This window comes from Streptomyces triticirhizae, assembly GCF_003696235.1.
Taxonomy (GTDB): domain Bacteria; phylum Actinomycetota; class Actinomycetes; order Streptomycetales; family Streptomycetaceae; genus Streptomyces; species Streptomyces triticirhizae.
In genome coordinates, this window is record NZ_RFFJ01000045.1 from 1 (window position 1) to 22,204 (window position 22,204).

20 protein-coding genes and 1 pseudogene are annotated in these 22,204 nt (G+C 73.0%); 4 read left to right on the forward strand and 17 right to left on the reverse strand.

Annotated features, from left to right (window positions below; all coding sequences use genetic code 11):
- A pseudogene (locus tag EBN88_RS30505) lies at positions 1-1,088 on the forward strand (hypothetical protein); the annotation flags it as partial.
- 42 nt (positions 1,089-1,130) lie between these two features.
- Here the strand turns inward: EBN88_RS30505 and EBN88_RS10910 are convergent.
- Positions 1,131-1,871 (reverse strand): sulfite exporter TauE/SafE family protein, encoded by a 741-nt coding sequence (locus EBN88_RS10910; RefSeq protein ID WP_199742315.1) that lies wholly within the window; start codon positions 1,869-1,871, stop codon positions 1,131-1,133.
- A gap of 448 nt (positions 1,872-2,319) precedes the next feature.
- Here EBN88_RS10910 and EBN88_RS10915 point away from each other — a divergent pair, with 448 nt between their 5' ends.
- Positions 2,320-3,573, forward strand: a complete 1,254-nt coding sequence (locus EBN88_RS10915) for an acyltransferase family protein (RefSeq protein WP_233580594.1) — start codon at positions 2,320-2,322, stop codon at positions 3,571-3,573.
- 120 nt (positions 3,574-3,693) lie between these two features.
- On the opposite strand, the gene EBN88_RS10920 is transcribed toward EBN88_RS10915, so the two are convergent.
- The 5 genes from EBN88_RS10920 to EBN88_RS10940 form a co-directional block, all read right to left on the reverse strand.
- Positions 3,694-5,115 carry a polysialyltransferase family glycosyltransferase gene (locus tag EBN88_RS10920; RefSeq protein WP_407703399.1) on the reverse strand — a complete coding sequence of 474 codons (1,422 nt, stop codon included), beginning with the start codon at positions 5,113-5,115 and terminating at the stop codon, positions 3,694-3,696.
- Positions 5,112-6,086 carry a glycosyltransferase family 2 protein gene (locus EBN88_RS10925; protein WP_122183628.1) on the reverse strand — a complete coding sequence of 325 codons (975 nt, stop codon included), beginning with the start codon at positions 6,084-6,086 and terminating at the stop codon, positions 5,112-5,114. Before EBN88_RS10925 ends, EBN88_RS10920 begins: the two co-directional genes overlap by 4 nt.
- 182 nt (positions 6,087-6,268) lie before the next feature.
- Positions 6,269-7,105, reverse strand: coding sequence for an Fpg/Nei family DNA glycosylase (locus EBN88_RS10930; RefSeq protein WP_122183629.1), 837 nt, complete (start codon positions 7,103-7,105; stop codon positions 6,269-6,271).
- A 95-nt stretch (positions 7,106-7,200) separates the two neighbouring features.
- The gene (locus tag EBN88_RS10935; protein WP_233580595.1) at positions 7,201-7,800 is read right to left on the reverse strand and encodes a DUF1707 and DUF4190 domain-containing protein; all 600 of its coding nucleotides are present in this window, start codon (positions 7,798-7,800) and stop codon (positions 7,201-7,203) included.
- Positions 7,801-8,270: 470 nt separating this feature from the next.
- Positions 8,271-8,693 carry a MarR family winged helix-turn-helix transcriptional regulator gene (locus EBN88_RS10940; RefSeq protein ID WP_122183654.1) on the reverse strand — a complete coding sequence of 141 codons (423 nt, stop codon included), beginning with the start codon at positions 8,691-8,693 and terminating at the stop codon, positions 8,271-8,273.
- 272 nt (positions 8,694-8,965) lie between these two features.
- Between EBN88_RS10940 and EBN88_RS10945 the strand changes: the two genes are divergently transcribed.
- On the forward strand, positions 8,966-9,340 hold the full coding sequence (locus EBN88_RS10945) for a cupin domain-containing protein (protein ID WP_122183630.1): 375 nt from the start codon (positions 8,966-8,968) through the stop codon (positions 9,338-9,340).
- A 119-nt stretch (positions 9,341-9,459) separates the two neighbouring features.
- On the opposite strand, the gene EBN88_RS10950 is transcribed toward EBN88_RS10945, so the two are convergent.
- A complete protein-coding gene (locus tag EBN88_RS10950) occupies positions 9,460-9,876 on the reverse strand; it encodes a hypothetical protein (RefSeq protein ID WP_122183631.1) in 417 nt (138 codons plus the stop codon).
- Positions 9,877-10,279: 403 nt separating this feature from the next.
- Here EBN88_RS10950 and EBN88_RS30195 point away from each other — a divergent pair, with 403 nt between their 5' ends.
- The gene (locus EBN88_RS30195) at positions 10,280-10,537 is read left to right on the forward strand and encodes a hypothetical protein (protein ID WP_147472701.1); all 258 of its coding nucleotides are present in this window, start codon (positions 10,280-10,282) and stop codon (positions 10,535-10,537) included.
- 191 nt (positions 10,538-10,728) lie between these two features.
- Here EBN88_RS30195 and EBN88_RS10960 read toward each other — a convergent pair whose 3' ends face one another.
- The 10 genes from EBN88_RS10960 to EBN88_RS11005 form a co-directional block, all read right to left on the reverse strand.
- Complete coding sequence (locus tag EBN88_RS10960; protein WP_122183633.1) at positions 10,729-11,157, reverse strand: hypothetical protein; 429 nt, start codon at positions 11,155-11,157, stop codon at positions 10,729-10,731.
- Positions 11,154-11,861 carry a vWA domain-containing protein gene (locus EBN88_RS10965; RefSeq protein ID WP_122183634.1) on the reverse strand — a complete coding sequence of 236 codons (708 nt, stop codon included), beginning with the start codon at positions 11,859-11,861 and terminating at the stop codon, positions 11,154-11,156. The genes EBN88_RS10960 and EBN88_RS10965 overlap by 4 nt, the downstream gene beginning before the upstream one ends.
- A 24-nt stretch (positions 11,862-11,885) precedes the next feature.
- Entirely contained in the window at positions 11,886-13,172 is a 1,287-nt protein-coding gene (locus tag EBN88_RS10970) for a protein kinase domain-containing protein (RefSeq protein WP_199742316.1), read from the reverse strand.
- The gene (locus tag EBN88_RS10975; RefSeq protein ID WP_233580596.1) at positions 13,169-14,068 is read right to left on the reverse strand and encodes a PP2C family protein-serine/threonine phosphatase; all 900 of its coding nucleotides are present in this window, start codon (positions 14,066-14,068) and stop codon (positions 13,169-13,171) included. Before EBN88_RS10975 ends, EBN88_RS10970 begins: the two co-directional genes overlap by 4 nt.
- A gap of 265 nt (positions 14,069-14,333) precedes the next feature.
- Positions 14,334-15,476, reverse strand: a complete 1,143-nt coding sequence (locus EBN88_RS10980) for a hypothetical protein (RefSeq protein ID WP_147472702.1) — start codon at positions 15,474-15,476, stop codon at positions 14,334-14,336.
- Positions 15,477-15,539: 63 nt separating this feature from the next.
- The gene (locus tag EBN88_RS10985) at positions 15,540-17,792 is read right to left on the reverse strand and encodes a hypothetical protein (RefSeq protein ID WP_122183636.1); all 2,253 of its coding nucleotides are present in this window, start codon (positions 17,790-17,792) and stop codon (positions 15,540-15,542) included.
- Between the two features lie 18 nt (positions 17,793-17,810).
- Positions 17,811-18,206, reverse strand: coding sequence for a hypothetical protein (locus tag EBN88_RS10990; protein ID WP_122183637.1), 396 nt, complete (start codon positions 18,204-18,206; stop codon positions 17,811-17,813).
- 104 nt (positions 18,207-18,310) lie between these two features.
- Positions 18,311-19,102, reverse strand: coding sequence for a hypothetical protein (locus tag EBN88_RS10995; protein WP_199742317.1), 792 nt, complete (start codon positions 19,100-19,102; stop codon positions 18,311-18,313).
- Positions 19,099-19,893, reverse strand: coding sequence for a helix-turn-helix domain-containing protein (locus tag EBN88_RS11000; RefSeq protein WP_122183638.1), 795 nt, complete (start codon positions 19,891-19,893; stop codon positions 19,099-19,101). Before EBN88_RS11000 ends, EBN88_RS10995 begins: the two co-directional genes overlap by 4 nt.
- A gap of 148 nt (positions 19,894-20,041) precedes the next feature.
- A complete protein-coding gene (locus tag EBN88_RS11005; protein ID WP_122183656.1) occupies positions 20,042-22,027 on the reverse strand; it encodes an NAD(P)-binding protein in 1,986 nt (661 codons plus the stop codon).
- Positions 22,028-22,204: the final 177 nt, after the last annotated feature.

Here is a 22,204-nt window from a genome sequence, read left to right on the forward strand (position 1 = left end):
GGGCGGGCGGCGGGCTGGCCGTGGGGCTGCTGTGTGGGGCGGCCGGGGCGCTGACCCAGCGGCACCACCCGTGGTTCGGTCCCTCCCCGCTACGGCGGGCGCTGGCGGCGGTGGCGTGCGCGCTGCTGGCGTGCGCCGGGGGTGCGTTGGCGACGGGCCCGGGCGCCGGCTGGGGGCGGTGCGCGCTCTGGTCGGGGCCCTGGGGCTGGGCGGCGCTGCCGCTCGCCGCCGTGGGGGAACGGGTCTCCGCCGTCGAGGGCGTGCTGGGCGGGGCGTTGACCGCGCTGGCGGTGGCCGCCGCGCTGGTCGTGGCCCGGCGGGCCACGACCGGGCTGCCGGCGCGGGTGCTCCGCCAACAGGTGCGGGTGGCCGGGGCGTTCACGGTGGCGCTCTACGGGGTCGATCCCCGGTTGGCGCGCGCCGCGTTGAGCGCTCCGCGCCGTGCGCGGCGCACGACGGGGCGCGGGTGGCGGGTGCCGCGCGCCCGTTGGCTGCTGGTGCCCTGGCGGGACGCGATCGGGCTGGCCAGGGCACCTGGCCGGGCCGGGCTGGGGCTTGCGCTGTGGGCGACGACCGTGGCGCTGGCCGCGCTGCCGCACCGGGTGGCCGGGGTGGCGGCGCTGGTCACCGGCTGTCTGGCGGCGGCCCAACTCGTCGAGCCCGCCCGGCTGGACGGCGAGAACCGGGAACGCGGCGCCGGCCTGCCCTGGACCCGAGGGGCGCTCACGCTGCGCCACGCGCTGCTGCCGGGGGCGCTGCTGCTGGTGTCGAGCGCCCCGCTGGCCGCCCTCGCGCCGCTGCCCCCGGCGTGGGCGCCGGCGCTGGTGGGCGCGGCGCTGGTCAGCGCGCACCGGGGCACGATGCCCGCCTCCTTGCTGCTGGGCGCGGAGACCCCGCTGGGCGACTCCGGCCCGATCCAGGCCCTGTTCTGGCTGGCCAGGGCGCCCCTGGCGGTCCTCTCCGCGCTGCTCCCGACCGTCCTGTCCGACCGCCTGACGACCCCGCTCGCCGCCGCCTGGTCGCTGGCCGTGGGCGCCGCGTTCCTGGTCTGGGCCCACCGCACGGCCCGCCGTTCCGACTCGGCTTAGCCGGGGCCGGCGGGCGCCGCGCGCGAACGGTGTGGACACGGTCTAGCGCAGCAGGTTGAGCGCCGAGAACACCGTGAAGCCGATGATCAGACGTTGGAAGAGCTGCTGCCGGTCGCCCCGGTGCAGCCAGCGGACCAACAGCCGGCCCAGCAGCGCGCCGAGCAGGACGCCGGGCACCAGCAGCGCGTTGAGGCTCAACGAGTCGACCGTGATCAGTCCCAGGCCGGCGCTGAACGGAACCTTGAAGACATTGACGATCAGGAAGAACCAGGCCGCCGTGCCCAGAAAGGTCAACATCGGAAAGCCGGCCGCCAGCAGATAGACCGCCATCACCGCGCCGCCCGCGTTGGCCACCATCGTGGTGAACCCGGCCAACAGGCCGAAGAGCAGCGCCGGCGGCCTGGCCGCGCCCTCCCCGCGCCGCCGCTGCCAGAGGTGCGTGGCGACCACCAGCAGCAGCACCCCGCCGATGGTGCGGCGCATCACGGTGTCGTCGACCCACGAGACAAACCACGTTCCCACCAGGATGCCGGCGGCCACCGAGGGGAAGAGCCGCAGCAGCGCGCCCCAGTCGGCGTGGCGTCGGTAGACGGCGACGGCCAGCAGGTCGCCGACGATCAGCAGCGGAAGCAGGGCGCCGCTGGACTCCCTGGCCGGAAGCGCCATCGCGAAGAGGGCCACGGTGATCGAGGCGACCCCGCCGATCGCCGTCTTCGCCACCCCGACCAGCACGGCCGCCACCGCCAACGCCGCCAGCTCCGCACCGCCCAGACCCATGACCATCGGGCCATCGTCGCAAGGCCCCCGAGGCCGCCCCCGACCGGCCACCCACCACCAAACACCCCAAACCATGTGTAACGGGACCGACTTCCGGCCGACCGGCCGCCCCGGGCCCGCCCGAACCGCCGCACTGTGGCCCACCCCACGTGAGTCCAACACCGGGACGCCCGTGGGGCCGCACCGGGTGGTCACCCGCGCTCAACGAACGGTTCCCATCCCTTGGCCCGGAGTTCACTTCGTGTATCCCTCGTCGCGGCGGGGAGTTGGCGCACCGGGGCTACGTTCGCTCCGCCCCAGCCCACCGCCGACCACGGGCGGTTTCCGGCCTGTCACTCTCCTCGGCTCCTCGCCGGGGCCCCTGGACCGGTGGCCCGCCGCCGGCACCGGACACGGCGTCCCCCCAGGCAACCCGAGACCGACGAGACCCGACGAGGGGAACCACCCGAGCGACATGCCGACCAACACGCCAACCGACACGTCAACCGACGCCGCGACCACCGCCGAGACCCCGGCCGCCCAACCCCCGGCCGCCGAGACCCCGGCGACCGAGACCCCGGCCGCCGAGTCGCCGGGGGCCGAATCCCCGGCCGCCGGGGAGCCGGCCGAGGCGAGGGCCACCGCGCCGACGCCAGCGCCGGCCCCCGGGTCAGCGACCATGTCCGCGGCCGCACCCGCGCCGAAGAAGGAGCGGGAACACCGCTTCGACATCGACCTGTTGCGCCTGATCGCCTCCTGCGCGGTGATCGTCACCCACACCTGCGCCGCCCTGATCCACGCCGTCGACCAGCGGCGCTCCGCCGGCGAACCGGTGTACTGGGCCGGCTTCCTGGGCGACTCGGCCACCTCGTTCGCCGTCCCGGTGTTCTTCGCGATAGCCGGCTGGGCGGTGGTGGCCGGCGCACCGCCGAAGACCAGCGGCCGACTGTGGCAGCGGCTGATCCGCAACACGGTGCCGATGTTCGTCTGGACCGCGCTCTACCTGCTCTGGGCCTGGGCGCGCGACCGCAACGAGGACCCGATCGTCGACCTCGCGGTGGACTCCCTCTTCGACTCGGTGGAGCCCGCCTACCACCTGTGGTTCATGTACGCCTACCTGCCCATCGTGGTGATGCTGGGCTTCGTGGTGCTGCTGCGCGCCGGGCAACGCCCCTGGGGGATCGGCCTGTTGCTGCTGGCGCTGGCCGGGCTCGGCCCGGCGCTGACCACGGTGCACGAGGTCACCGGCTGGGAGACGCCCCGGGTCGGCTGGGGCTTCGGCACCTACTCCGTGATCTACGCGATCGGCGGCGCGTTCCTGCTCTCCGCCGCCCGGCCGGTCCCCGGGCACTGGCGCTGGCCGCTGGCCGGCACCGCGCTGGCGGCGGTCGCCGGAATCCTCTGGTACAACACGGACATCCACTATGTGATCCCCAACGCCCACCCGTTCGTCGCGGTGTTGAGCGTCTGCGTGGTCCTGCTGCTGGTCCGCGTCCGCGTCCCGGAACGCCGTCGCGCGCTGGTCAACCGGCTGGCCAACGCGGCGCTCGGCGCCTATCTGGTGCACGTCATCCTGGTCGAGGAGCTGGTGGACCGCTATGTGGAGCCCGACCTCTCCGTCGGCCAGGTCGCGTTCTTCCTGCCGGCGATGCTGGCGGTGACCATCGGCGTCTCCTACGCGGCGAGCCTCCTCTGGGGCCGCCTCGGGCTGCGCCGCTACCTCGGCTGAGCGCGCGCCCGCGTGCCCCGCACCCGCACACGCGCCGGCGCCCACGCCCCCATCGCGAGGGGGCGCGGGCGCCGGCGCTCGTTCGTCGAACCGGCGCTCGGCCGTTCCGTCAGCGCCCGTTCAGCGCTTGGCGCGGGTCGCCTTGCGAACGCGCCGGGCGACGCGGAGCGCGGCGGCGCTGCCGGGGAGTTGCCGGGCCAGATGGGAGCCGAAGCCGCCGGGCAGCGCCAGCGCGGTGAGCCGGGCCCGCTTGAAGTACCGCTGGGTCGCCGGCCCCAGCTCGGCGGCCAGCCACCGCTCGGCGTCGGCGCGCAGCGTCGGGTTGGTCTTGGCCTGCATACAGTAGCCAACGGTCCGCATCAGCGGCGCCACGCTCCCGGCCAACTCCGGCCGGTCGGTGATCACTTCGCCCTTCCGCGCCACCTCAAGGTCGGGCAGCAGCGCGTCCACCAGCGTCAACGGGATGCGGTTGCTGTTCTGGTAGGGCGTGATCCGCTCCAGCAGCGGCTCGGTGCCGACCCGCGCGACCGGCAGCCCGTAGTAGACCGACGCGGTGAGCAGCGCCGTCGAGAAGCAGCCGACGACCAGCCCGGGCCTGTGGTGCGCGAAGACCGACTCGGCCAGCATGGGCGTGTCCAACACGGTCAGCCGGACGCCGGCCTCCGCCGCCGCCTTCTCCAACACCCGCGAGTACTGGGCCGGCGCCGTCGGGTGCGGCTTGAAGACCACGGAACGGAAGCCGGCGACGGCCGCGCCGCGCAACATCCGCTCGTGGAGCGCCTCTTCCTCGGCCTGGGTGAGGATGTCGAGCGCCGCCAGATACTGGCCGAGCAGCACCGCCGGGCGTTCGACGCCCAACTCGCCGGCCGGCTTGGGGGTCGCCCGCGTGATCTCGTCGAGCACCGCGCGGAACGCGTCGTTGGGCACCGTCTCGGCCGGGGTGCCGTGCTCGGAGAGCAGCAGCGGGCGCAGCCCGGGCACCAGGTCGAGGTGGAGCAGCCGGCGCAGCCGGCAGGAGGTGGTGACGGGCAGCCGGTCCCGGGTCGGGCCGTAGCTCATCAGCCCGTCCGCGTACACGTGGATGTCCGCGTCGGAGAAGATCGTCGCCAGCGCGGCGGCCGGCACCGCGTGCACCGACTCCACCACCAGCTCGACGGGCCCCTCGCCCAGGTCCCAGTAGCGGCGCAGCAGCCGCTGCCAGAGCGGGGCGTCGCGGTCCAACGGGCGCCAGTCGCCCGGGTGGAACGGGCGGATCGCCTCGTTCCAGTCGAGCACCCGGTCGAAGCGGGCGGAGACCGCGTCCCAACCGGCCATCTCCGGCAGGCCGGTGGCGGTCTCGGGAACGGCGGCGTTGTTGGAGACCAGAAGCACCCGCTCGGCCGCGCCGCGCGGGCCGAAGAGGCCGGCGTCCAGCGCGGCGGCCAGCGTGGCGGCGCCGTAGAGCGTGGAGACCTCGAAGAGCTGGGTGCGCCGCGCGCGCACGCCGGTGCCGCGCTCCGCGCGCACGCCGGTGCCGCGCTCCGTGCCATGACCGCCGTTCATGCCATGACCGCCTTCCGGTTCCGGCCGGCCAGGCGCCGCAGCACCCGGCCGCGCTCCTCGCCCATCGCCGTCAGCGTGCGTTCCAACAGGTCCGGTGGGAAACGGTGCAGCGCGGCCGACGCCTCCCGCTTGAACCGCCGGGCCGCCGCCGGCTCGTAGCCGTCCACGTTGGCGGCGTGGAACGCGATCATCGCGCAGTAGGTGCGGACGATCTTCGGCAGGAAACGTTCCGCCTCCCGGTCCTCGACCACGTCGGCGAGTATCCGGTCGTGGGCGGGGAGGAAGTCCAACTGCCGCTCGTCCTTGATCTGGGTGAGGGAGGTGGTGACGCCGCGCCGGTAGAAGACGCCGAGCAGGCCGACCGTGGCCATGCTGCGCGCGCGCAGATGCGTCTGCCAGGTGAACAACCGGTCCTCGGCCGTTCGCAGGCCGGTCTCGAAGCGCAGGCCGCGGTCCTCCAGCAGCGAGCGGCGGAAGATCCCGGCCCAGACGAACGGGTAGTCGACCATCGTCTTGCGGTCGGCCGGGCCGATCGCGTCCCTGGGGTCGAAGACCACGTCCCGGCGTGGGGAGGGCGCGCGCACCACCGTGCGCCGGCGCGCGGTCGACTGCACATGGTCGGTGCGCACCAGGTCGCAGTCCAACTCCTCGATGGCCTCGACCAGTTGGTCGAGATAGCCGGGGGCGTACCAGTCGTCGCCGTCGAGGAACGTGACGTACTCCCCGTTGGCCGCGTCGATGCCCGTGTTGCGGGCCTGGGAGATGCCCCGGTTGGTCTCGTGCCTGATCACTCTGGAACGTGCCAGCTCCCCCTCCGCCCGGCCGAGGATCTCCCCCGTCGCGTCGACGGAACGGTCATCGACCAGGATGAACTCCGTCTCGGGGCCGGCGTTCCTGGCCAGTCCGCGCAGGGTGGTGGGCAGGAAATCCTGCACGTTGTGGCAGGCGACGATGACAGAAAGTTTTGGCACCAGGTTTCCAGAAGCCGTAGGCAGAGTCCATGCGACGGTAAACACCTGATCAGCGGTCCAGGGTAAGGGGAGATGACCCGGTGGTGAACCATGTGTGTACGCTCGGTGAGTCACCGCATTTCCGCTGGTCAGCGGCGTTTCGACGGGGTAGGGGGCGCGGGGTCGGCGGGTGCGGGGCGGGGTCAACGGGTGCGGGGCGGGGTGGCTTGAGCGAGCGTCGGGCCCTGCTGGCAGCGTGGGCACCAGTAGGTGGGGCGTTCCCGGCCGGGCTCGCCGTGGGCGTCGGCGACGACCCGGATCGGGGTGGCGCAGACCAGGCAGGGCTGGCGGGCCCGGCCATAGACATGGAGCCGGGCGCGGCGCTCGCCGGGCGGGGTGGTGGTCCGGTCGAAGCGCTCGCGGTTGAGGGCCAGCAGCCGGGCCGCCTCGTCGACCAGGCGCGGGAGCCTCTCCTCGGCGACCGGGTCCCCGACCGGGGTCCAGGGGGTGAGGCGGGCGAGGAAGCACAGCTCGGCCATGTAGACATTGCCGATGCCGGCCAGGTTCCGCTGGTCGAGCAGGGCGTCCCCGAGCGGCCGCTCGGGCGCGGCGCGCAGCCGGGCGAGGGCCTCGTCCGGGTCCCAGTCGGGGCCCAGGAGATCGGGGCCGAGATGGCCGACGACCGTGGACTCCCGTGCGGTGCGCAGCAGTTCGAGAACGGGGAGGCGGTAGCCGACGGCGGTGTTCTCCTCGGTGCCGAGGATCGCCCTGATCTGGTGGGCCGGTCCGCCGCGCCAGCGCTCGCCGGGCGCGAAGACCCGCCAGGCGCCGTCCATCCGCAGGTGGGAGTGGAGGGTGAGGCCGCCCTCGACGCGGGTGAGGAGATGCTTGCCCCGGGGCACCACCTCGACCACGGCGCGGCCCCGCAGGTCGACGGTGGCCAGCCGGGGAACGCGCAGGTCCGAGCGGACCAGCGTCCGCCCGGCGAGGCCGCCGCGCAACCGCCGGGCGGTCAACCACACGGTGTCTCCCTCGGGCACCCTCCCATGATGCGCCGCGCCTCGGGCCGACGGGCCAAGCGGGGGGCCTCGGGCCGGCGGGCCCGGCCAGGGCGCCCCGTTCGGGTCACCCCCGTTCAGGTCAGGGTGACCAGCAGCACAATGCCTATCGCTATCAGCGCCAGGGAGAGATAGCCCATGACCAGCCCGCCCAGCGCCATGCCGTCGCCGGTCTCGCCGGTGCGGCGAATCGTCGCCCTGGCGCGATGGCCCAGGATCACGGCGGGGATGGCGGTCAGGCCGTAGGTGAAGAAGCAGGAGATGCCGCAGACCATCGCGGCCACCGCGTTGCCGTTGGTCTGGGGCGGCGGCGGGAAGGGCATCGGCCGTGGCGCGTGGTAGATCGGGCGCGGGCCCCCGGGGACCGGCCCGTAGACCGGCGGGCGGTGGATGACCACGGACGGCATGACGGGCGGCCCGAACGTCGTCGGCGCGTAGGGGCTGACCGGGCCGGGCACCGGGCCCTGGGGAAGGTCGGCGAGCAGGGGCTGGATCTCGGCGTAGGTGCTGGTCTCGTGGAGACGCCGGACCCGGTCGTCGAACTCGTCCTTGGTCAGGCGGCCTTCGGCGAAGCCGGCCTTGAGGACATCGGCGGCGCGCTCCCGGTCGCTGTCCGAGGCACGCATGTAGCCCTGGTTCTGTGCGGGCGGCCCACCCTGCCAGTTCTGCATCGACATCTGCACCCTCCCCAGTCACGCCGGCTCGAAGCGCCCGCCATCACGCCGTCGACGACGGTGCCCCGCCGGAACCGGCCGTTCCCCTGAACTGACGACGTCCGGGACGTCCCCATGGTTCCCGCGCCGGCGGGCGGCGCACTCACCGTGCCCGCGACTTCCATGCTGGCGCACCGGGGGAGTTCCGTCCACCGGCTTCACGGGGCGGGCGGGCGCACCGGGGCGACGGAACGCGGACGCTGAACGCCAACGCACTCCGTGAGTGGGCGCGACGGCAGGAGGTTCGGCGGTACGCCGGCGGAGGCGCGGACTCTCCCGGAGAGCGGCCGGGTCCACCGTTGGGGTCGCCGCCGCCCCCAACGCCGGGACGGGGCCGGCACCCCTGCGCCGTCGTGGCGGGAAGCGGCCGCGCGACAACCCACCACGTCGACGAACCCGCCGCGTCGACGACCCGCCGCCTCGGGATGCCCGTGTTACCAGACCGGTCGCAGCGGGGGCAGCGCCTCGCCGGTCATGCCGTGGATGAGACGCGCCAACTCCCCGCGCAGAGCGTCGAGATCATCCCGCCCCGCGCGCTGTGCCGCCTCCGCCTCCAGCTCCCGCAGGATGCCGCCGGCCACCTCCAGATGTCGCACCGCCGCGTCGGTGAGCACCACCAACCTGCGCCGACCGCCGGCCGGATGCGCCTCGCGCCGGACATAGCCGCGCTGCTCCAGCTCCTTGACCAGTTGCCCCGCCGCCTGCTTGGTGACGCCAAGGCGTTCGGCCAACTCGCTGCTGGTGGCCCCGTGCCCCCGAAGGGCCTGGAAGGCCATCCCATGCACCGGGCGCAGCTCGGCGTACCCGGCCTCGGCAAGGCGGCGGCTGAACTCGTTGAGCAGCAACTGGAATCCCATGCCCAACAGAAAGGTCAGCTCGAACCGCGCCAGGGGGTCCTCGACGCCTCCGCTCGCACGACGATCCACACGTTCCTCACACTGGCCTTCTCCATCCACGGGGACATGGTGACACCCCGCGAGTAAAGATGCTTTACTAGCGAAGAAGTAAAGGAGCTTTACTCGCGGCTCCGGTTCAGGAGACCGGCTCCTGCCCCGGCTCCACGAACTCACCACCCGGGCCCGTCAGATGAGGCCCCTCGTCCCCCCTCCCTCCCAAGGAGAACCGATCGATGCGCGTCATCACTCCCTCCACCGATCCCATCAGGACCCCGGCCGCCACCATGACCACCCTCGCCTCGCCCAGCCTGGGAAGCGCCGAACTCAGCACCTGGCGCGTGGAGATGGCTCCCGACACCTCGGGCCCCGAGCACTCCGTCGACCGCGAGCAGATCTGGACGTTGACCCGGGGGACCCTGGAGATCACCGCCGAGGGCACCACCCACACCGCGCGGGCGGGGCAGACCGTCGTCCTGCCGGCGGGGATGGTCCGCCGGGTGAACTGCCCGGCCGGCGAGCCCGCCGAGGCCCTGGTCGCCATGGCCGCCGACGGCCGGGCCGCCGTGCCGGGCGACGCCACCAGCCGCCCCGTCCCCTGGGCGCGGTGAGGCGCCAACTACCCGACCGGCGCCGGTATTCGCTCCGTCGCCCGCCCGGCGCGGCTCCGCCCCGGCGGTGAACCAGGGTCCGGATCGCTCAGGCACGCGTTACGTGTGCGCGGCGTCAATCAGGTCGGGTCGGGCTCAGGCGTCAGCTCCTCCTGACCGATCCGCGCGCCATCCTCATAGATCGTCACGACACCATTCGAGATCTCGTACCGGTACGGCCCGTTGGACGCCTCGTACCCGCCCGTGCTCTCCCGCGCCCGCATCGGGATGCCCGGCTCCCTGCCGTCGGAGTATTCACCGAAGTAGTACAGCTCCCCCTCGCCCGTGCGGCAGAGCGTGATCTGCTTGTTGTCGGTGCGGAAGGCATCGACCAACTCCGCGCTGACACCCGGCAGTTCCGCGTCGATGCGGGCCGGGCAGGGCTCACGGGTCTCCACGGCTCGGCTCTCGGTCGACTCCTCGGAGGGCAGGTTCTCCAGGAAGTTCGCACAGGAAGCAACGAGTTGGTACAGCAGATAGAGGACCACCAGCAGCACCAGACATCCGCAGACCCCACCCTGTTCCTTCGGCTTGCCCGAACCGGCTCTCGCCGGAGGCCGATAGCCGCCCGCCGCAGGCCGGCGGGGACCCGAGGGAAGTGACCGCCGTGGACCGGCAACCGGCGAAGACGCCGCATAGCGGCCCCCGCCCGGCTCGTACCCCCCGGTCTCCGGCGCCGGAAAGAAGACCTCCGGAGAGCGTCCCGACGAGCGTGCGGACCCACCACCGGCCCCGGTGCCGCTTCCGGTGCGCGACGACCCCGGTGTGCGGGGCCGCGACGCCGCGCCCGGCGATCGGGTCCCCGACCCGCCTCGGCCGCCCGGGCGGGCCGAACTCCTCGCGGGCGAGGCGGGCTTCTTCGGAGCTCCGCCCCTCGCGCCGCTCGGCGCCGTCCAGCCAATGGAAGGCGTGCCACCGCCCGACGACCTGCCCTTGCTCGAAGCCCTTCCACCGACCGACGACCCACCTTCAGCCGAGGACTTCCCTCCCCCCGGCGACTTCCCCGCCCCCGACGGCTTCCTGGCTGCCGCCGTCCCCGACCCGGGGGACGGGCCTCTCGTCCCCGAGGACGACGTTCCGCCCGAGGAAGACCTGCGGGGCCTGGAGCCGGCACCCTTCGGGGAGGGCTTTCTGGCTGCTGACTCCCGAGAGCTGTGACAGCCGAGGCACTTGTCGTCATCGGAACCGTTGTCGGTGTCGCATCTGCGGCACGTCCAGGGCGGCCTCGTCCGGACGTTCCGAGAAGGCCGGGGAGCGGGCCGCGAGGTGTAACACCCCTGGCAGTCCCGGTCGTCCACGGAGTTATGGGTGTCGCACTGCGGGCACTCCCAGAGTTCCTCGGCCACGCCTCACCTCTCAGCGGCGTCCCGCCGCCCATCGCGCATGTGTGCGTAGAGGGCCTCGGTCAGTTCGTCCGTCGGGTTGAGCAGCCATTCCGCGTCGGAGTCGGGGACGCGCCCAAAGGCCCTCTCGGCCTGGTCGCCGTCCTCCTGGTCGTCCCGAAGACCGAGGTACAACCGCAGCTTCGCGACCCACCGGCGGACGAACTCGGCGTCGCTCGCCGGAATCTCGACGCGCAGCACCGCCAACCCGGGCAGCCAGGCACGCTGCGTCCCGAAGCGGAGGAACAACTGGAGGTCCCCGGACGCCTCCCGCTCCCGGAGCGTGACACTCTCGATCGTCTCCCGAGGCGTCCGGAAGCGCGAACCGTCACTCCACGCCACCGTGATCCAGCCCCCCTCGACGGTTACCCGACAGCCGCCAACGAGCAGCGTCACAGGCTGTTCGCGATCGTGTCGATGATCTCCGACATCTCGAACTCCTCCAGTCCCATGCCTGCCTTCGAGGGGAACTGAAGCGTGAGGTCCCAGTCCTTGGCGATGTCCTCCCACGGCTGCTCGTCCGGGGCGAACAACACCAGTCTTTTCGCGGACTGCTCCATCACCGCACCCTGGCTGCCCGCATAGCCCCACAGCTCGAAGAGGTCGTCATAGCTGCGCGGGATGCCGGCTGGGTAGGTCTGCTGTTCCACGCCGACGCTGCCCAGGGGGTGGGCCGGTGCGTCCGTGAACATGACGATCACATGGCGCCTGCGATCCAGCCCCCTCTCCCACGGTGCTTTGATCGCCAGGCTGAGTGCCTCAAGTCCCGACTCCGGAACGTCGCCGCCACCGGTGGCCCTGATCCCCCTGAGAAAGCTCTCGAACTGCGCGGCCTGGGCGGGCAGTTCGAGGAAGTCGGTCTGTTCGATGGCGTCGTCCGGGTCGTCTCCGAAGTCCCGGAAGACGATCGTCTTCAGCCGGAGTTGGCTGATGGACTTGCCCTTCTTCTCCATGACCTCGGTGAGCCGGTCATGGAAGTTCAGGGCGCTCTCCTTCACCGACTCCAGTACCGGCGACATGCTGCCCGTCGCGTCGATGCACAGCACGATGTCCGCCGCATACTGAAGGTTGCCCTGGTACTCGGTGTGTACCGCTGTCACGGTCGATCTCCTCGTGGATGAATGTCAGTCTCGGCCCCGGCCACCCAGATTGATCCGCACCCGGGATCGTCTGGGTGCCTCTTCGGCGGTGTCGGCTCCCGCCCCCTCTGTCGAAACGGGCTCGGGCGTCGGCGTGGTCGGCGTGGGCGACGTGGTCGACGTGGTCGGGCTGGTGGAGGGGCGAGACCTCACGTCCCCGCCGGTCGTGATCGTGCCGCGCAGCCTGCTTCTGGACGGGGCGGCGCGCGTTCGTTCCGCACCCGCCCCCTCCGGCTCGGGACGCGCCCCGGGCATGGTCCCCGTCGGCTCCGCGCCCGCGCCTCCCGCACGGGTCGGCGGAACGGACGCGGCGGCCGGAATGCGCGCCCCTTCGCCACCCGAATCAACCGAACGCCCCGAACGCCCCGAACCAGGCGCGCGCAACGCGCAGATCGCCGGGTCATTCAGAACGTTGAGAAAGCCGCCGATCCGTGGCCGGCGTGCCGGATCGCCCTGCGTTGTCGCCCGGATCAGGCCCCTCATCGAGTCGTCGAGTCGAGGATCGAGCGTCAACTCGGCGCCCGCGTTGACCGCGTCGGCCGGGGAGTCGAAGCGGTCGTCGTGCCCCGGCAGCGCGCCCGTGAGGTAGAAGTGCGTCATCAGTCCCAGCGCGAACACGTCGATGGCCGTGGTGAGTCGCTCCGGAGTGACGGAGTCATCACGCCGCATGTACCGTCGCCACTCGGGGGCACCATAGACGGAGTCTCCGGCGATCTCGTCCGGCCCCGGGGGCGAACCGGAGAGATACGAGTCGTCGAAATCGATGAGCTTGGCGACATGGAAGCCGGCTCCCGACTTCTGCTGCACCAGCACGTTCTGCGGCTTGAGATCGCCGTGCACCACGTCGATGTCGTGCAGCAGCTTCAGGCTCAGTCCCAAGGTGCGCAGAAGGACCATCTTCTGCCGGGGTTCGAGCGTCTGCGGGTCCTCCAGAGAGGAGGTGTCGATGCGCTCGGTGACCTTGTAGTAGGTGGTTCCCTCGCAGAAGAAGTCGGTCGCCAACACCAGGTTTCCCCCGCCCCGGCGCTGCGCGCCGAGCCGCTCCATGATCGACCGGTGCCGCTGCTCGAACTGCTCGCAACGCTGGAGGCGTTGCCGCACGCTCGCCGGGTTGCCCGGGCCCCCCTCCCGGGGCCTCTTGGGGTCGAGGAACGCCTTGATGAAGTACTGCCGACCGTCTCTCTCGGCGAAGGCCCACATGCACTTGCCGCCATCGGCGTTGGTCGGCTGGGTGACAACCTGGTACCCAGCGACGGGTTGGTCCTTCCTCATGCCGAACCTTCTTTCGTCGAGCGCAGCAGCCGCTCGTAGTCCCCCCGGTATTCGGCCCAGGTCCTGTCCTGCCACCGGCGCATGGCGTCGCCCTCGACCGAGGGACGTCCGCCCCGGCGCAACCACGCCGTCAACGTCTCCCCGCGCGGCATGAAGGCATGTCGTAACTGCTCGAAGTCCGCGTAACCCAGCGCGACCAGGCTCAGCGAGGCGTCGTCTCCGCTGTAGTCGCTGACCAGCCTGTGCAGCTCGGTCGCCCACCCCGCCATGTCACCGGCACGGGAGAGCGTGTCCAACAGCAGCAACTCGAAGTCGGCGGGGGTGTGCACATATCCGAAGAAGCCATCGGTGGCGGCCAGCAGAACGCAGGGCAGGTGGAGCGTCATGCGCTGGGTCTCGATGTGGAACGGTCGGTCACGGCTGATGACATTGGTCATCGGTGGATCGGAACGGAGCAGTTCCAGAGTGTCCGTCTCCTCGGTGTGATCACGGGTGACCGCCTGGAGACCGAACCTCGGGCTCAGCACATAGGCGCGCGAGTCGCCCGCCCACAGCGCCTGCCACCGGATCTCGCCACTCGCCGTCCAGAACCGCAGCCCGGCAAGGGTGGTGGGCAACGAACGCCGCATCGTCCCCGTGATCTTGCTGTGCTGGGAAGGGGCCAGGGCCAGCAGGTCCCCGAGGTCGTCCCGCAGAGCGTCCGGACTGTCCCCGTCCCGCCGAGTGACCGCCCGGTGGAACCAACTCTCCACCGCCAGCCGCGCGACCCTGGACCCGACCCAGGCGCCCGAGCGCGTGTCGCCGTCCGGGGCCTCCCAGGCCGGAGCGGCCCCCGCGCCGCCCGATCCGTCGAAGACGGCCAACACCCCTTCGCCGCCGGCCCGATGGAATGCCACGAGAGGGTGAGCGTCCTCCCCGAAACCGGGACGCACCTCGGTCCAGACGGACAGCGCGAACAAGCCGTGCTCCTGATGCCCCCAGATCCCTGGGGGCAGTCGCCCCGCGTCGATCGTGACCTCTCCGTTCGCGCCAACCTCCGGGCCGGCCCGATCAGCCAGGTCTGCCGGGGCAGCCAGGTCGACCGGCCGCCGATCCGGCTCCGCGTGATACGGCGTGGACGGGGCGGTCAGGGGCGGGGGCACGGGGAGTCCCGCAGGTCGTTCAACGGTCACGGTCTCCCCTGGAACGCCTCGACGCGGTGCCCCGCAGCCTGCTGACCGGACGGGGCGAGGGGCCCGAGCCGGCCGGCGTGGCGGGCGCCGAGCCGGAAGCGGGGCTGCCGCCTCCCTCCGTTCCGGTCAACGGCTCGTCCGGCGGCGGCTGTTCGAAGCCGTCAGCGAGCACCTCACCCCGCACCACCGAGCCGGCCCTGACCGGCTCGTGGTCACGCGCGGGCTCGGTCGGAACGGGCCCAGCCGAGATCGGCTTTGCCGAAGGCGAGTCCGGGGACAGCGGCCCGGCCGCCGACGCCAGCGCCCCGCGCAGTCGCCGCCCACGGTGCCGGTCCTCGTCCAACACCTCGTCCAACACCGCTCGCTCCAGTTCGGCCTGCTCGAAGGGCTCGCGATGGCCGTCGCCACGCTCCAGCACCATCCGCATCGCCGCGAGCCTGGCCTCGCGCCGCTCGGCCTCGGACCTCTCCAGGCGGTCGAGCGCCGCCCTTGCCCCCTCCTGCTCCATGATCTCCGCCAGCAACCCGTCGGCCCCCTCCTCGCGGATGAGGTCCAGGTGCCGCCTCCGCCGCATGTCGGCGAGCCGGGTCTCCCGCACCACGTCCCGGTAGGCGCGGCCGCTGGCAGCGATCTCGTCGTCGTCCACCAACAACTCGACCTGGATGCCCCGGACGTGGATCGCCGAGTCGCCCGTGAAGTCGCGCACCTCGACGTTCAGAGCCTCCTCCGCCTCGTGGAACTCGGCGATGTCGAACTCCCGGGAGACCCTCCGCAACATCCTCTTGATGTGGCCGTACATCGCCCCGCTCATGTCACGAATGCGGCGCGCCACAACCTCGGCCGGATCGGCCACCCGGCAGAACAGGCTGACCCGGCCGCGGAACGAGAACGTGGGGTCCCTGCTCAGCAGGGGGATGTCCATGGTCACGCGGTGCTCGCTCATGTCCACCGTGAAGACGGTCTGATAGGCACCGAACCGGGCGTCAGGCACCTCCTCACCGGCCTTCACCGTCAGCGCCGTGCCATGGTCGGGAACGAGCACCAGCGCCCGTCCGGGAGCGGGCGGACGCAGCGGGCTCAACAGCCGCATCCGAGGCACAGGTTGACTGTCCAGCACGGGATCGTAGGTCATCTGGCCCATGGCTCCTTCTCTGGTGTGCGATCGTGCGGTGACGGTCGGCCGAGGCAGCACGCCTCAGCCGTGTGGGCTGGCGCGCAGCAGCGCGTCGTGCAGCAGTGCCGCGTTGCGGGACGGGGTGTCGCCGTCCCGGGCCCAGCGGTGCAGCCAGTAGAGAAGTCGCTCGCGGTGCCGGCTACCCGGCGTGGCGGCGACCTCCTCGAAGAGTGCGACAACCTCCTTGAACGCACTGCCAGGAAGCCGGGGCAGGTGGTCGTCCAACCACCGCCGGAGCACGTCAAGGGCGGCCTCCTGAACCGGACTTCGTGCGAGGGCGCGGGCCCACAACGTGCTGAGGAGGGGGTGGAAGCGCCCCGCGAGCGCCAGCAGCAGCGGGACCTCGGGCACGGCGTCCGGCGGCGCCTCGGGGAGGTCCTTCTCGGGGAGCGCGGTGCCGGCGGCGAAGACGAAGGCTGACAGGGCACGGGCGGTCAGGGGCGCCCCGTCCTGTGGCTGAGACCACGTCCGGTACGCCGCCAGGACCTCCGCTGCCCGCCCCCGGTGGATCAGACGCAGCCCGCTCCAGGCCACCGGAGTGAGGGTGCCCCAGTCCTCGCCACGGTCGAGCGCGTCGCGCAACACCCGCAGCGCGCGCTCGGGGGCGTCGCGCCCCAGCCAGCCGCCGGCCGCGTTGGCCGCCGTGCCGGCCAGGCGGTGCCCCCGCCGGTTGGCGCCCGAACGGGCCCACTCGTGCAGCAGGGCCCACACGGGCTCGGCGGTCTCCGGCTGGCTTCCCGCGACCCCCAGGGCGGTCGCTGCCGCCTGGCGCAGGGGCCAACTGGCGCTGGCCGCCCACGGAGTGAGGAAACGGTGTAGCGCGTAGTCGAGGTCCGTCCAGCTCACCATCCCGGCCGCCACCGCCGCGTGGGCGCGCACCTCGACGTCGGGATGGGTGAGGAGCCCGCGCAACCAGCGGAGCGTCGCGTCGCGTCGGCCATCGAGTCGGGTCCAGGCGTAGCCGAGCACCGCCTGCCGCAGCAGCGGGCTGCGGAACCTCACGGCGGGCTGGGCCGCCAAGCCCGAGGACGCGGGGCTGACCAGCTCGATCCACGGCTGATCCACGGCGATCCGGTCGCGGTAGCGAACGTCCGGCGGGCACTCGTCCTGGGGGCTGAGCATCGAGCGAAGGGCCAGTGCGGCGTCGGACACGGTGAGATAGCGGCTGCCCTCCAACACTGCGGTGGCAAGGGCGAACGCGAGTTGCTCCGGCGCGCGATGGCGGCTGAACCAGGCAGTGACCTGATCACTCGGGTCGCGGAGTGCCCGGACCGCGGCGTCGAGGTCGCCCCCCGTACTGATCACGTCGGCGAGGCCGGCGGCATGGCCGGCGGAGGGGCGCTCGCGCAGCGCGAGCGTGGCGTTGGAACGCTCCAGGAGTTCGCGTAGGCGCGCGCGCTCGTGAGCCTCGCTCTCCTCGCCCAGCACGCGACGTTCCAGGATCGCCACCGGGTCCACCGGTGCCATGGCGAACCAGGCGGCACCGGACACCGTGGGGGCGACCATGGCCAGCTCCTGGCCTCCGACCAGGACGAGATAGCTCCCGATCGTCCTCAGGCGTTCGGCGGCCCCCGTCAGCGCGCGGGCTCGTTCGCCGTCCGGCGCGGCGGACATCGACGGCGCGTCCTCGTCCAACAAGGCCAGATACGCGCCGACTTCGGTCGGCGGCTCCCAACCCGCGGACAGCGGACGCCCGGGATCGAGCAGCCGATGACAGGAACCGGCGACCCCGGTGACGGCCAGGACCTCGCCCAGCAGATTGACGGCTGCGGCCTCCCTCCCACTGCCGGGAGGGCCGGTCAGGAGCAGGAGATGGTGCTCCCGCAGCGCCTCCACCGCGTCGGCGTAGCCCTCGGGGGCGACAAACCGCTCGGTATGGCCGACGAGTTCGGTCTCGGCCAGGCGAACGGCCGCGAGCGCGCCACGCACCGGGCCGCCGCGCCCCTCGTCCGCACCGCCGACGCGGAAGCCGCCTCCAAAGCTGACCGAGTCGTTGAAGAGCGCGAGTGTGCCGATGCGGGTTCCGGCGGTCTCGGACCGCAACTGCTCGACGATCCGGTCGGCCAGCGCGCCGGCACGCGCGGCCTCGGAGCGTTCCTCGTCGTCGGCGCCACCGCCGCCGGCCAGACCACGCAGCGCCGCCGCGACGTCGACGGGGCCGTCCTCGTCGTCGGGTGGGTGCCCCGTGCCGGTCTCTCCCCGCTCGTCACCCGTCGTCGGCTCCTCCCGGGAGCCTTCGTCAGCGCTCGCCGACGCTTCGTCCTCGACACTCATGGCAGAACAGGCGGCCGATCAGAGGATGTTCCAGCTGCCCTTGATCTCCACCTTCTCGTTGAAGACCTGCGCGTTCTTGATCGAGACGGCGTTCACCTGGCCCCCGAGCCTCTCCACCTGGCCGGCCTCGCGCACCAACTCCCGGACCTCGGCGGCGAAGTCCGGATCACGGGTGAGATGGGTCAGCAGCATCCGCTGGAGCGTCTCCCTGGCCTGCTCGTCCTCGGGGGCCCGCTGGACCCGCCCCAGCGCGGCCTCGGCCTCGGCGTCTCCCCGGAAACGGGCCCGTAGCCGAGTCAACAACCGCTCGCCACCACCCCAACCGGCTCTACCCGCCTCCTCGCCCGCCGACTCCAGAGCCCCCTTGGCCACCAGTCCCACTCCGGCGATCGCGATCGCGGTGATCGGCTCCACTGAATCCCCCGTTTCCCCTCAGGCACACGGACTGCGTGACCAACGATATGAGAGTGAACGGAGAACTACCGAGCGTTTCGCTGAACTTGCTCGGATCTTTGCGTTTACTGAACAACCTCTTCCGAAGGACGCCGGGTTTCGTCCACCCGCTCCCGCGCCGTGGCCCCGCTGGCCCCGGCGGACGCGTGCCAGGTCTTGGCGAGGGCCCCGGGGTCGTCGGCGTGACAGTGGATGAGGCGGGCCGTCACGGGGCGGCCCAGGGGACGGTGGAAGGTGAGGGGAGCGGTGAGTTCCACGGTCAGGGTGGTCTGGCCGGCGACGGCGAGGTCGGCGGTGCCCGACTCCGGGTCCACGGCGAGCGGCCCGCCGGAGCGGAAGCGGCGGTTGACCCGCACGTCCGAGACCTGTTCGGCCGGCACGCTGATGTCGACCAGCGCGCCATAGCGCAGCCGCAACGAGCCGTCGGCGCCCACCAGATGGGGCCGCACCACACAGGAGAGGCGGAGTTCCACGGCGAGGAACGTTCCCCACAGCCCGAGCGCGAGCAGGATCGCGTGCACCAGGGGCCAGGGGATCAGAAGGGCCAGGGCCACCGTCTCCACCACCGAGACGGTCAGCATGATCCAGAAGAGCGGGGACTCGGCCCGCGCATAGCCGAACGCCCGATCCCCCGCGCGCCGCCCGTGCGGGCCCCGGCGCAGCAGCCAGCGCACCAGGCAGCCGGCGAGGAGCAGTTGGTGCCGGGCCAGCCGGCGCGCGCCCCGCCAGGCCGCGCCCCTGGAACGCTCCGCGCCCACGGGGTCCACCGGACTCACCGGACTCACCGGGTCCGCCGAACCCGCCGGGCCCGTCGAACCGGCCGCGCCCGCCGAACCCGCCGGCTCCGCCGCGCTCATCGGGCGCGCTCCGCGAGCAGCCGCATGGCCCGGCGGATGACGGCGCCCTGCGCCGGGCTGTGCTCGGCGAAGAACGCCTCGGCGAACGGGCCGGCCAGCTCGGCCGGTTCGACATCCCCCGCCAGCCGCACCACCGCGTCCGGCACGCTCGCCGCGATGGTCACGGCCAGGGGCTCCACCCGTGGGTCGTCCTCGGCGGCCTCGGCCAGCGCGTCCAGCCGCTCATAGATCCGGTAGGCCGCCTCCATCGCCTCCGGGTCGTCCCCGAAGGCCCCGGCCAGTCCGGCCAGCCAGGGCTCGTCGGCCTCGTCCCCCGCCGTTCCCTCCAGCAGCGCCATCAACTCCCGCTCCCGGACCGCCGAGGCCGGCTCCGGCCGGGCCAGGCCGGCGGCCGTCCGGCGCATCCGCCGGAAGAGCGCGGCGAGTTCGGGCGAGACCGGCCCCTCGGCCGGCAGCTCCTCGTGCCGCCCCGCCTCCGCCAGCAGCTCGGCCACCCGGGCGCGGCGCAGCCGGATCGCGTTCTCCTGGCGGGCGAGTTCGGCGTCGAGTTCGGTCAGCACCTCGCGCAGTTCGACGCCGCTGTCGTCGGCGAGCACGTCGCGGACGTCGTCCAGGCTCAGCCCGAGCGCGGTCAGCCGCCGCACCCGCACGACGAGGTAGATGTCGCGCAGCCCGTAGTCCCGGTAACCGCCGGCGGTGCGGCGCGGTTCGGGCAGCAGCCCGATGTGGTGGTAGTGCCGCACGGTCCGTGGGGTGACCCCGGCCAGCGCGGCCAGCTCTCCGATGCGCATGGCCCCAGTGAAGACGTTGCCGTCGCGTCAGGGTCAAGCGTCGCGTCAGGGCGGAGCGCCGCGTCGGGTTCGGGCGACCGGGGCTTCGGGCGACCGGCGTCCGCGTGGCCGGGCGCCCGGGCCAAGGACCGGGCACCGGGCACCGGGGTCAGGCCCCGGTGCGGCGGCCCCCGTCGGCCGGGCCCGGCGTTCCGGCCGTGCCCCGGCCCAGCAGTTCGGCGAGCCCGCGCCGGGTCGCGGCGACCACCACCCGGTCCCTGGCCCGCAGCACATAGCCGGGATGCACGTCCCACAGCAGCCCGCCCGTGCCGCCGCCATGCGCCGGGGCGCGGACGGCGGACAGGTCGGGATGCCGTTCCCCCGGCGCCGACAGGTCCAGGGCGAGAACCCGCCAGGCCCCGGGCCGGGACGCCTCGGCCACGGTCCGCCCCCGGAACCGTGGGAAGTCGGCCACCTCCAGCGCGGCGAAGAGCAGCACCTTCCGTTCCACGGGGATCGCGCCGAGGATCTGCCGCCCCATCATCGCGCTGGCGAACGCGGGGGCGGCGAGGGTGGAGACGCTCCGGCTGCGGGTGAGCGCCTCCGGGTGCGCGGCGCGCAGGGTGCGGTAGACGACGGTGGCGAAGTCGTCGTCGTAGAGGCGGAGCGCCACCCTGAGGTCGGGCTTGACGCTTCTGGCGTGCAGCACCGCCTCCAGGTTGGTGGCGTCAGCGCTGGTCAGCGCGAGGAGTGCGCGCGCCCGGTGGATCTTGGCCGACTCCAGCACGTCCTCCTGGGTGACGTCGCCGAGCACCACGGGAACCTGGAGCCGGCGAGCCAACGGGATGCCCCTGGCCTCGGGGTCCTCCTCCACGCACACCACCGGGATGTCCATCTCCCGGAGTTGGGCCAGCACCCGGGTGCCGATCTTGCCCAGGCCGAGCAGCACCACATGGCCGGAGAGGCCGCGCGGCGGGCGCGGCAGGTTGGCGGTGCCACGGAACGCGCCGAGCGCCTGGAGCGCCGCCGCGATCAGGATCGGCAACAGCGCCAACCCGACGAGCCCCGACACCAGTTGGATGGTCTGCCGGGGCACCGGCTCGTCGACCGCCGGGTCGCCGATGGCGAACAGGTCGAGCAGCGTCAGATAGGCGGCGTTGAGCACGTCGCCGCCGGTGGTCCGCCACAGCGTCAACGCGAGGGCCAGCACGGCGATCGCGACGCCCAGCAGCGAGTACCGCAGTCGGCGGGAGAAGATCTCCGCCAGCGGCGCCATCCGCCGCGCCAGCCGTCGCGGGGGTAACGCGGGGCCCGCGTGGGTCACCGTCTCCAGCACGACGGTGCCGCGCCCGGTGGCCTCGCCCACCGCCCGGTCGTCGGGCAGGAGTTGCGGGCCCTGCGGCCCGCTGTTGTCGGAACCCTCGGCGCCCGCCGGGTCGTTGACCGTGGCCGAGAGCAACGCGAGGGTGCACAGCCCGGGGTCGGCGATTTCGCCGCTGGCCGGCGGGGTGCGTTCCACGGCGCGCAGCAGCAGCCCGTCGGCGCGGACGACCTTGCGGGTGCCGGCCACGGCGGTGGCGGCGAGCGCGGGCGCCGCGGTGTCGGCGTCCGACAGCACGGTCGTGGCCGCGTCCAGCTCTCTCGGATCGGTGTCGGGCAGCGCCACCGAGGCGGCCTGGTCGAGGAGTTGGGCGAGGTGCTGGCCCAGGCGGCGGTTGTAGTGGCGGATGACCAGGCGGAGGTGGGGGTTGAGCCGGCGCGCGGCGAGGGCGCCGCGCAGGTTGGTCTCGTCGTCGTCGTAGACGAGGGCGAGCGCGGTGGCGTTGGCCACGCCGGCCCGGCGGAGAACCTCCTGGGTGGGTTCGGCGGCGGTCATCTCCCCGATGGGGACGCGGATGCCGCCGCCGGTGGTGTCGTCGCCGGGGGCGCCAGGGGTGCCGGGGGCACCGGCGACGGGCGCGTTCGAGGGGCGGTTGATCGCCGCCGAGACCCGGCCGATGAGCGCGGAGACCCGGGGCCGCGCCCCGACGGTGGCCTCGCCGCCCCCGCCGCCACCGTCCGCCGGCGGCATGACCAGCGTGACGCGCTCCCGGTAGACGTCGTGCAGCTCCTCGGCGAGCCGCACGGCCAACGCGTCGTCGCCGCAGACGATCATGTGCCCCGTGCCGACGGTCCGTTGGCCCTGCTGCGGGACCCGCTTGGGGTCCGGTGGGGAGAGGGGAATCACGACGGAATGACGTTCCCTTCGGCTCGAATGGTTTCGCGACGGGCAGGGTCCGTGCGGGACGGGCAGGGTCCCGTGCGGGGAGCGACCGTTCCCGTTGGTCGCTCC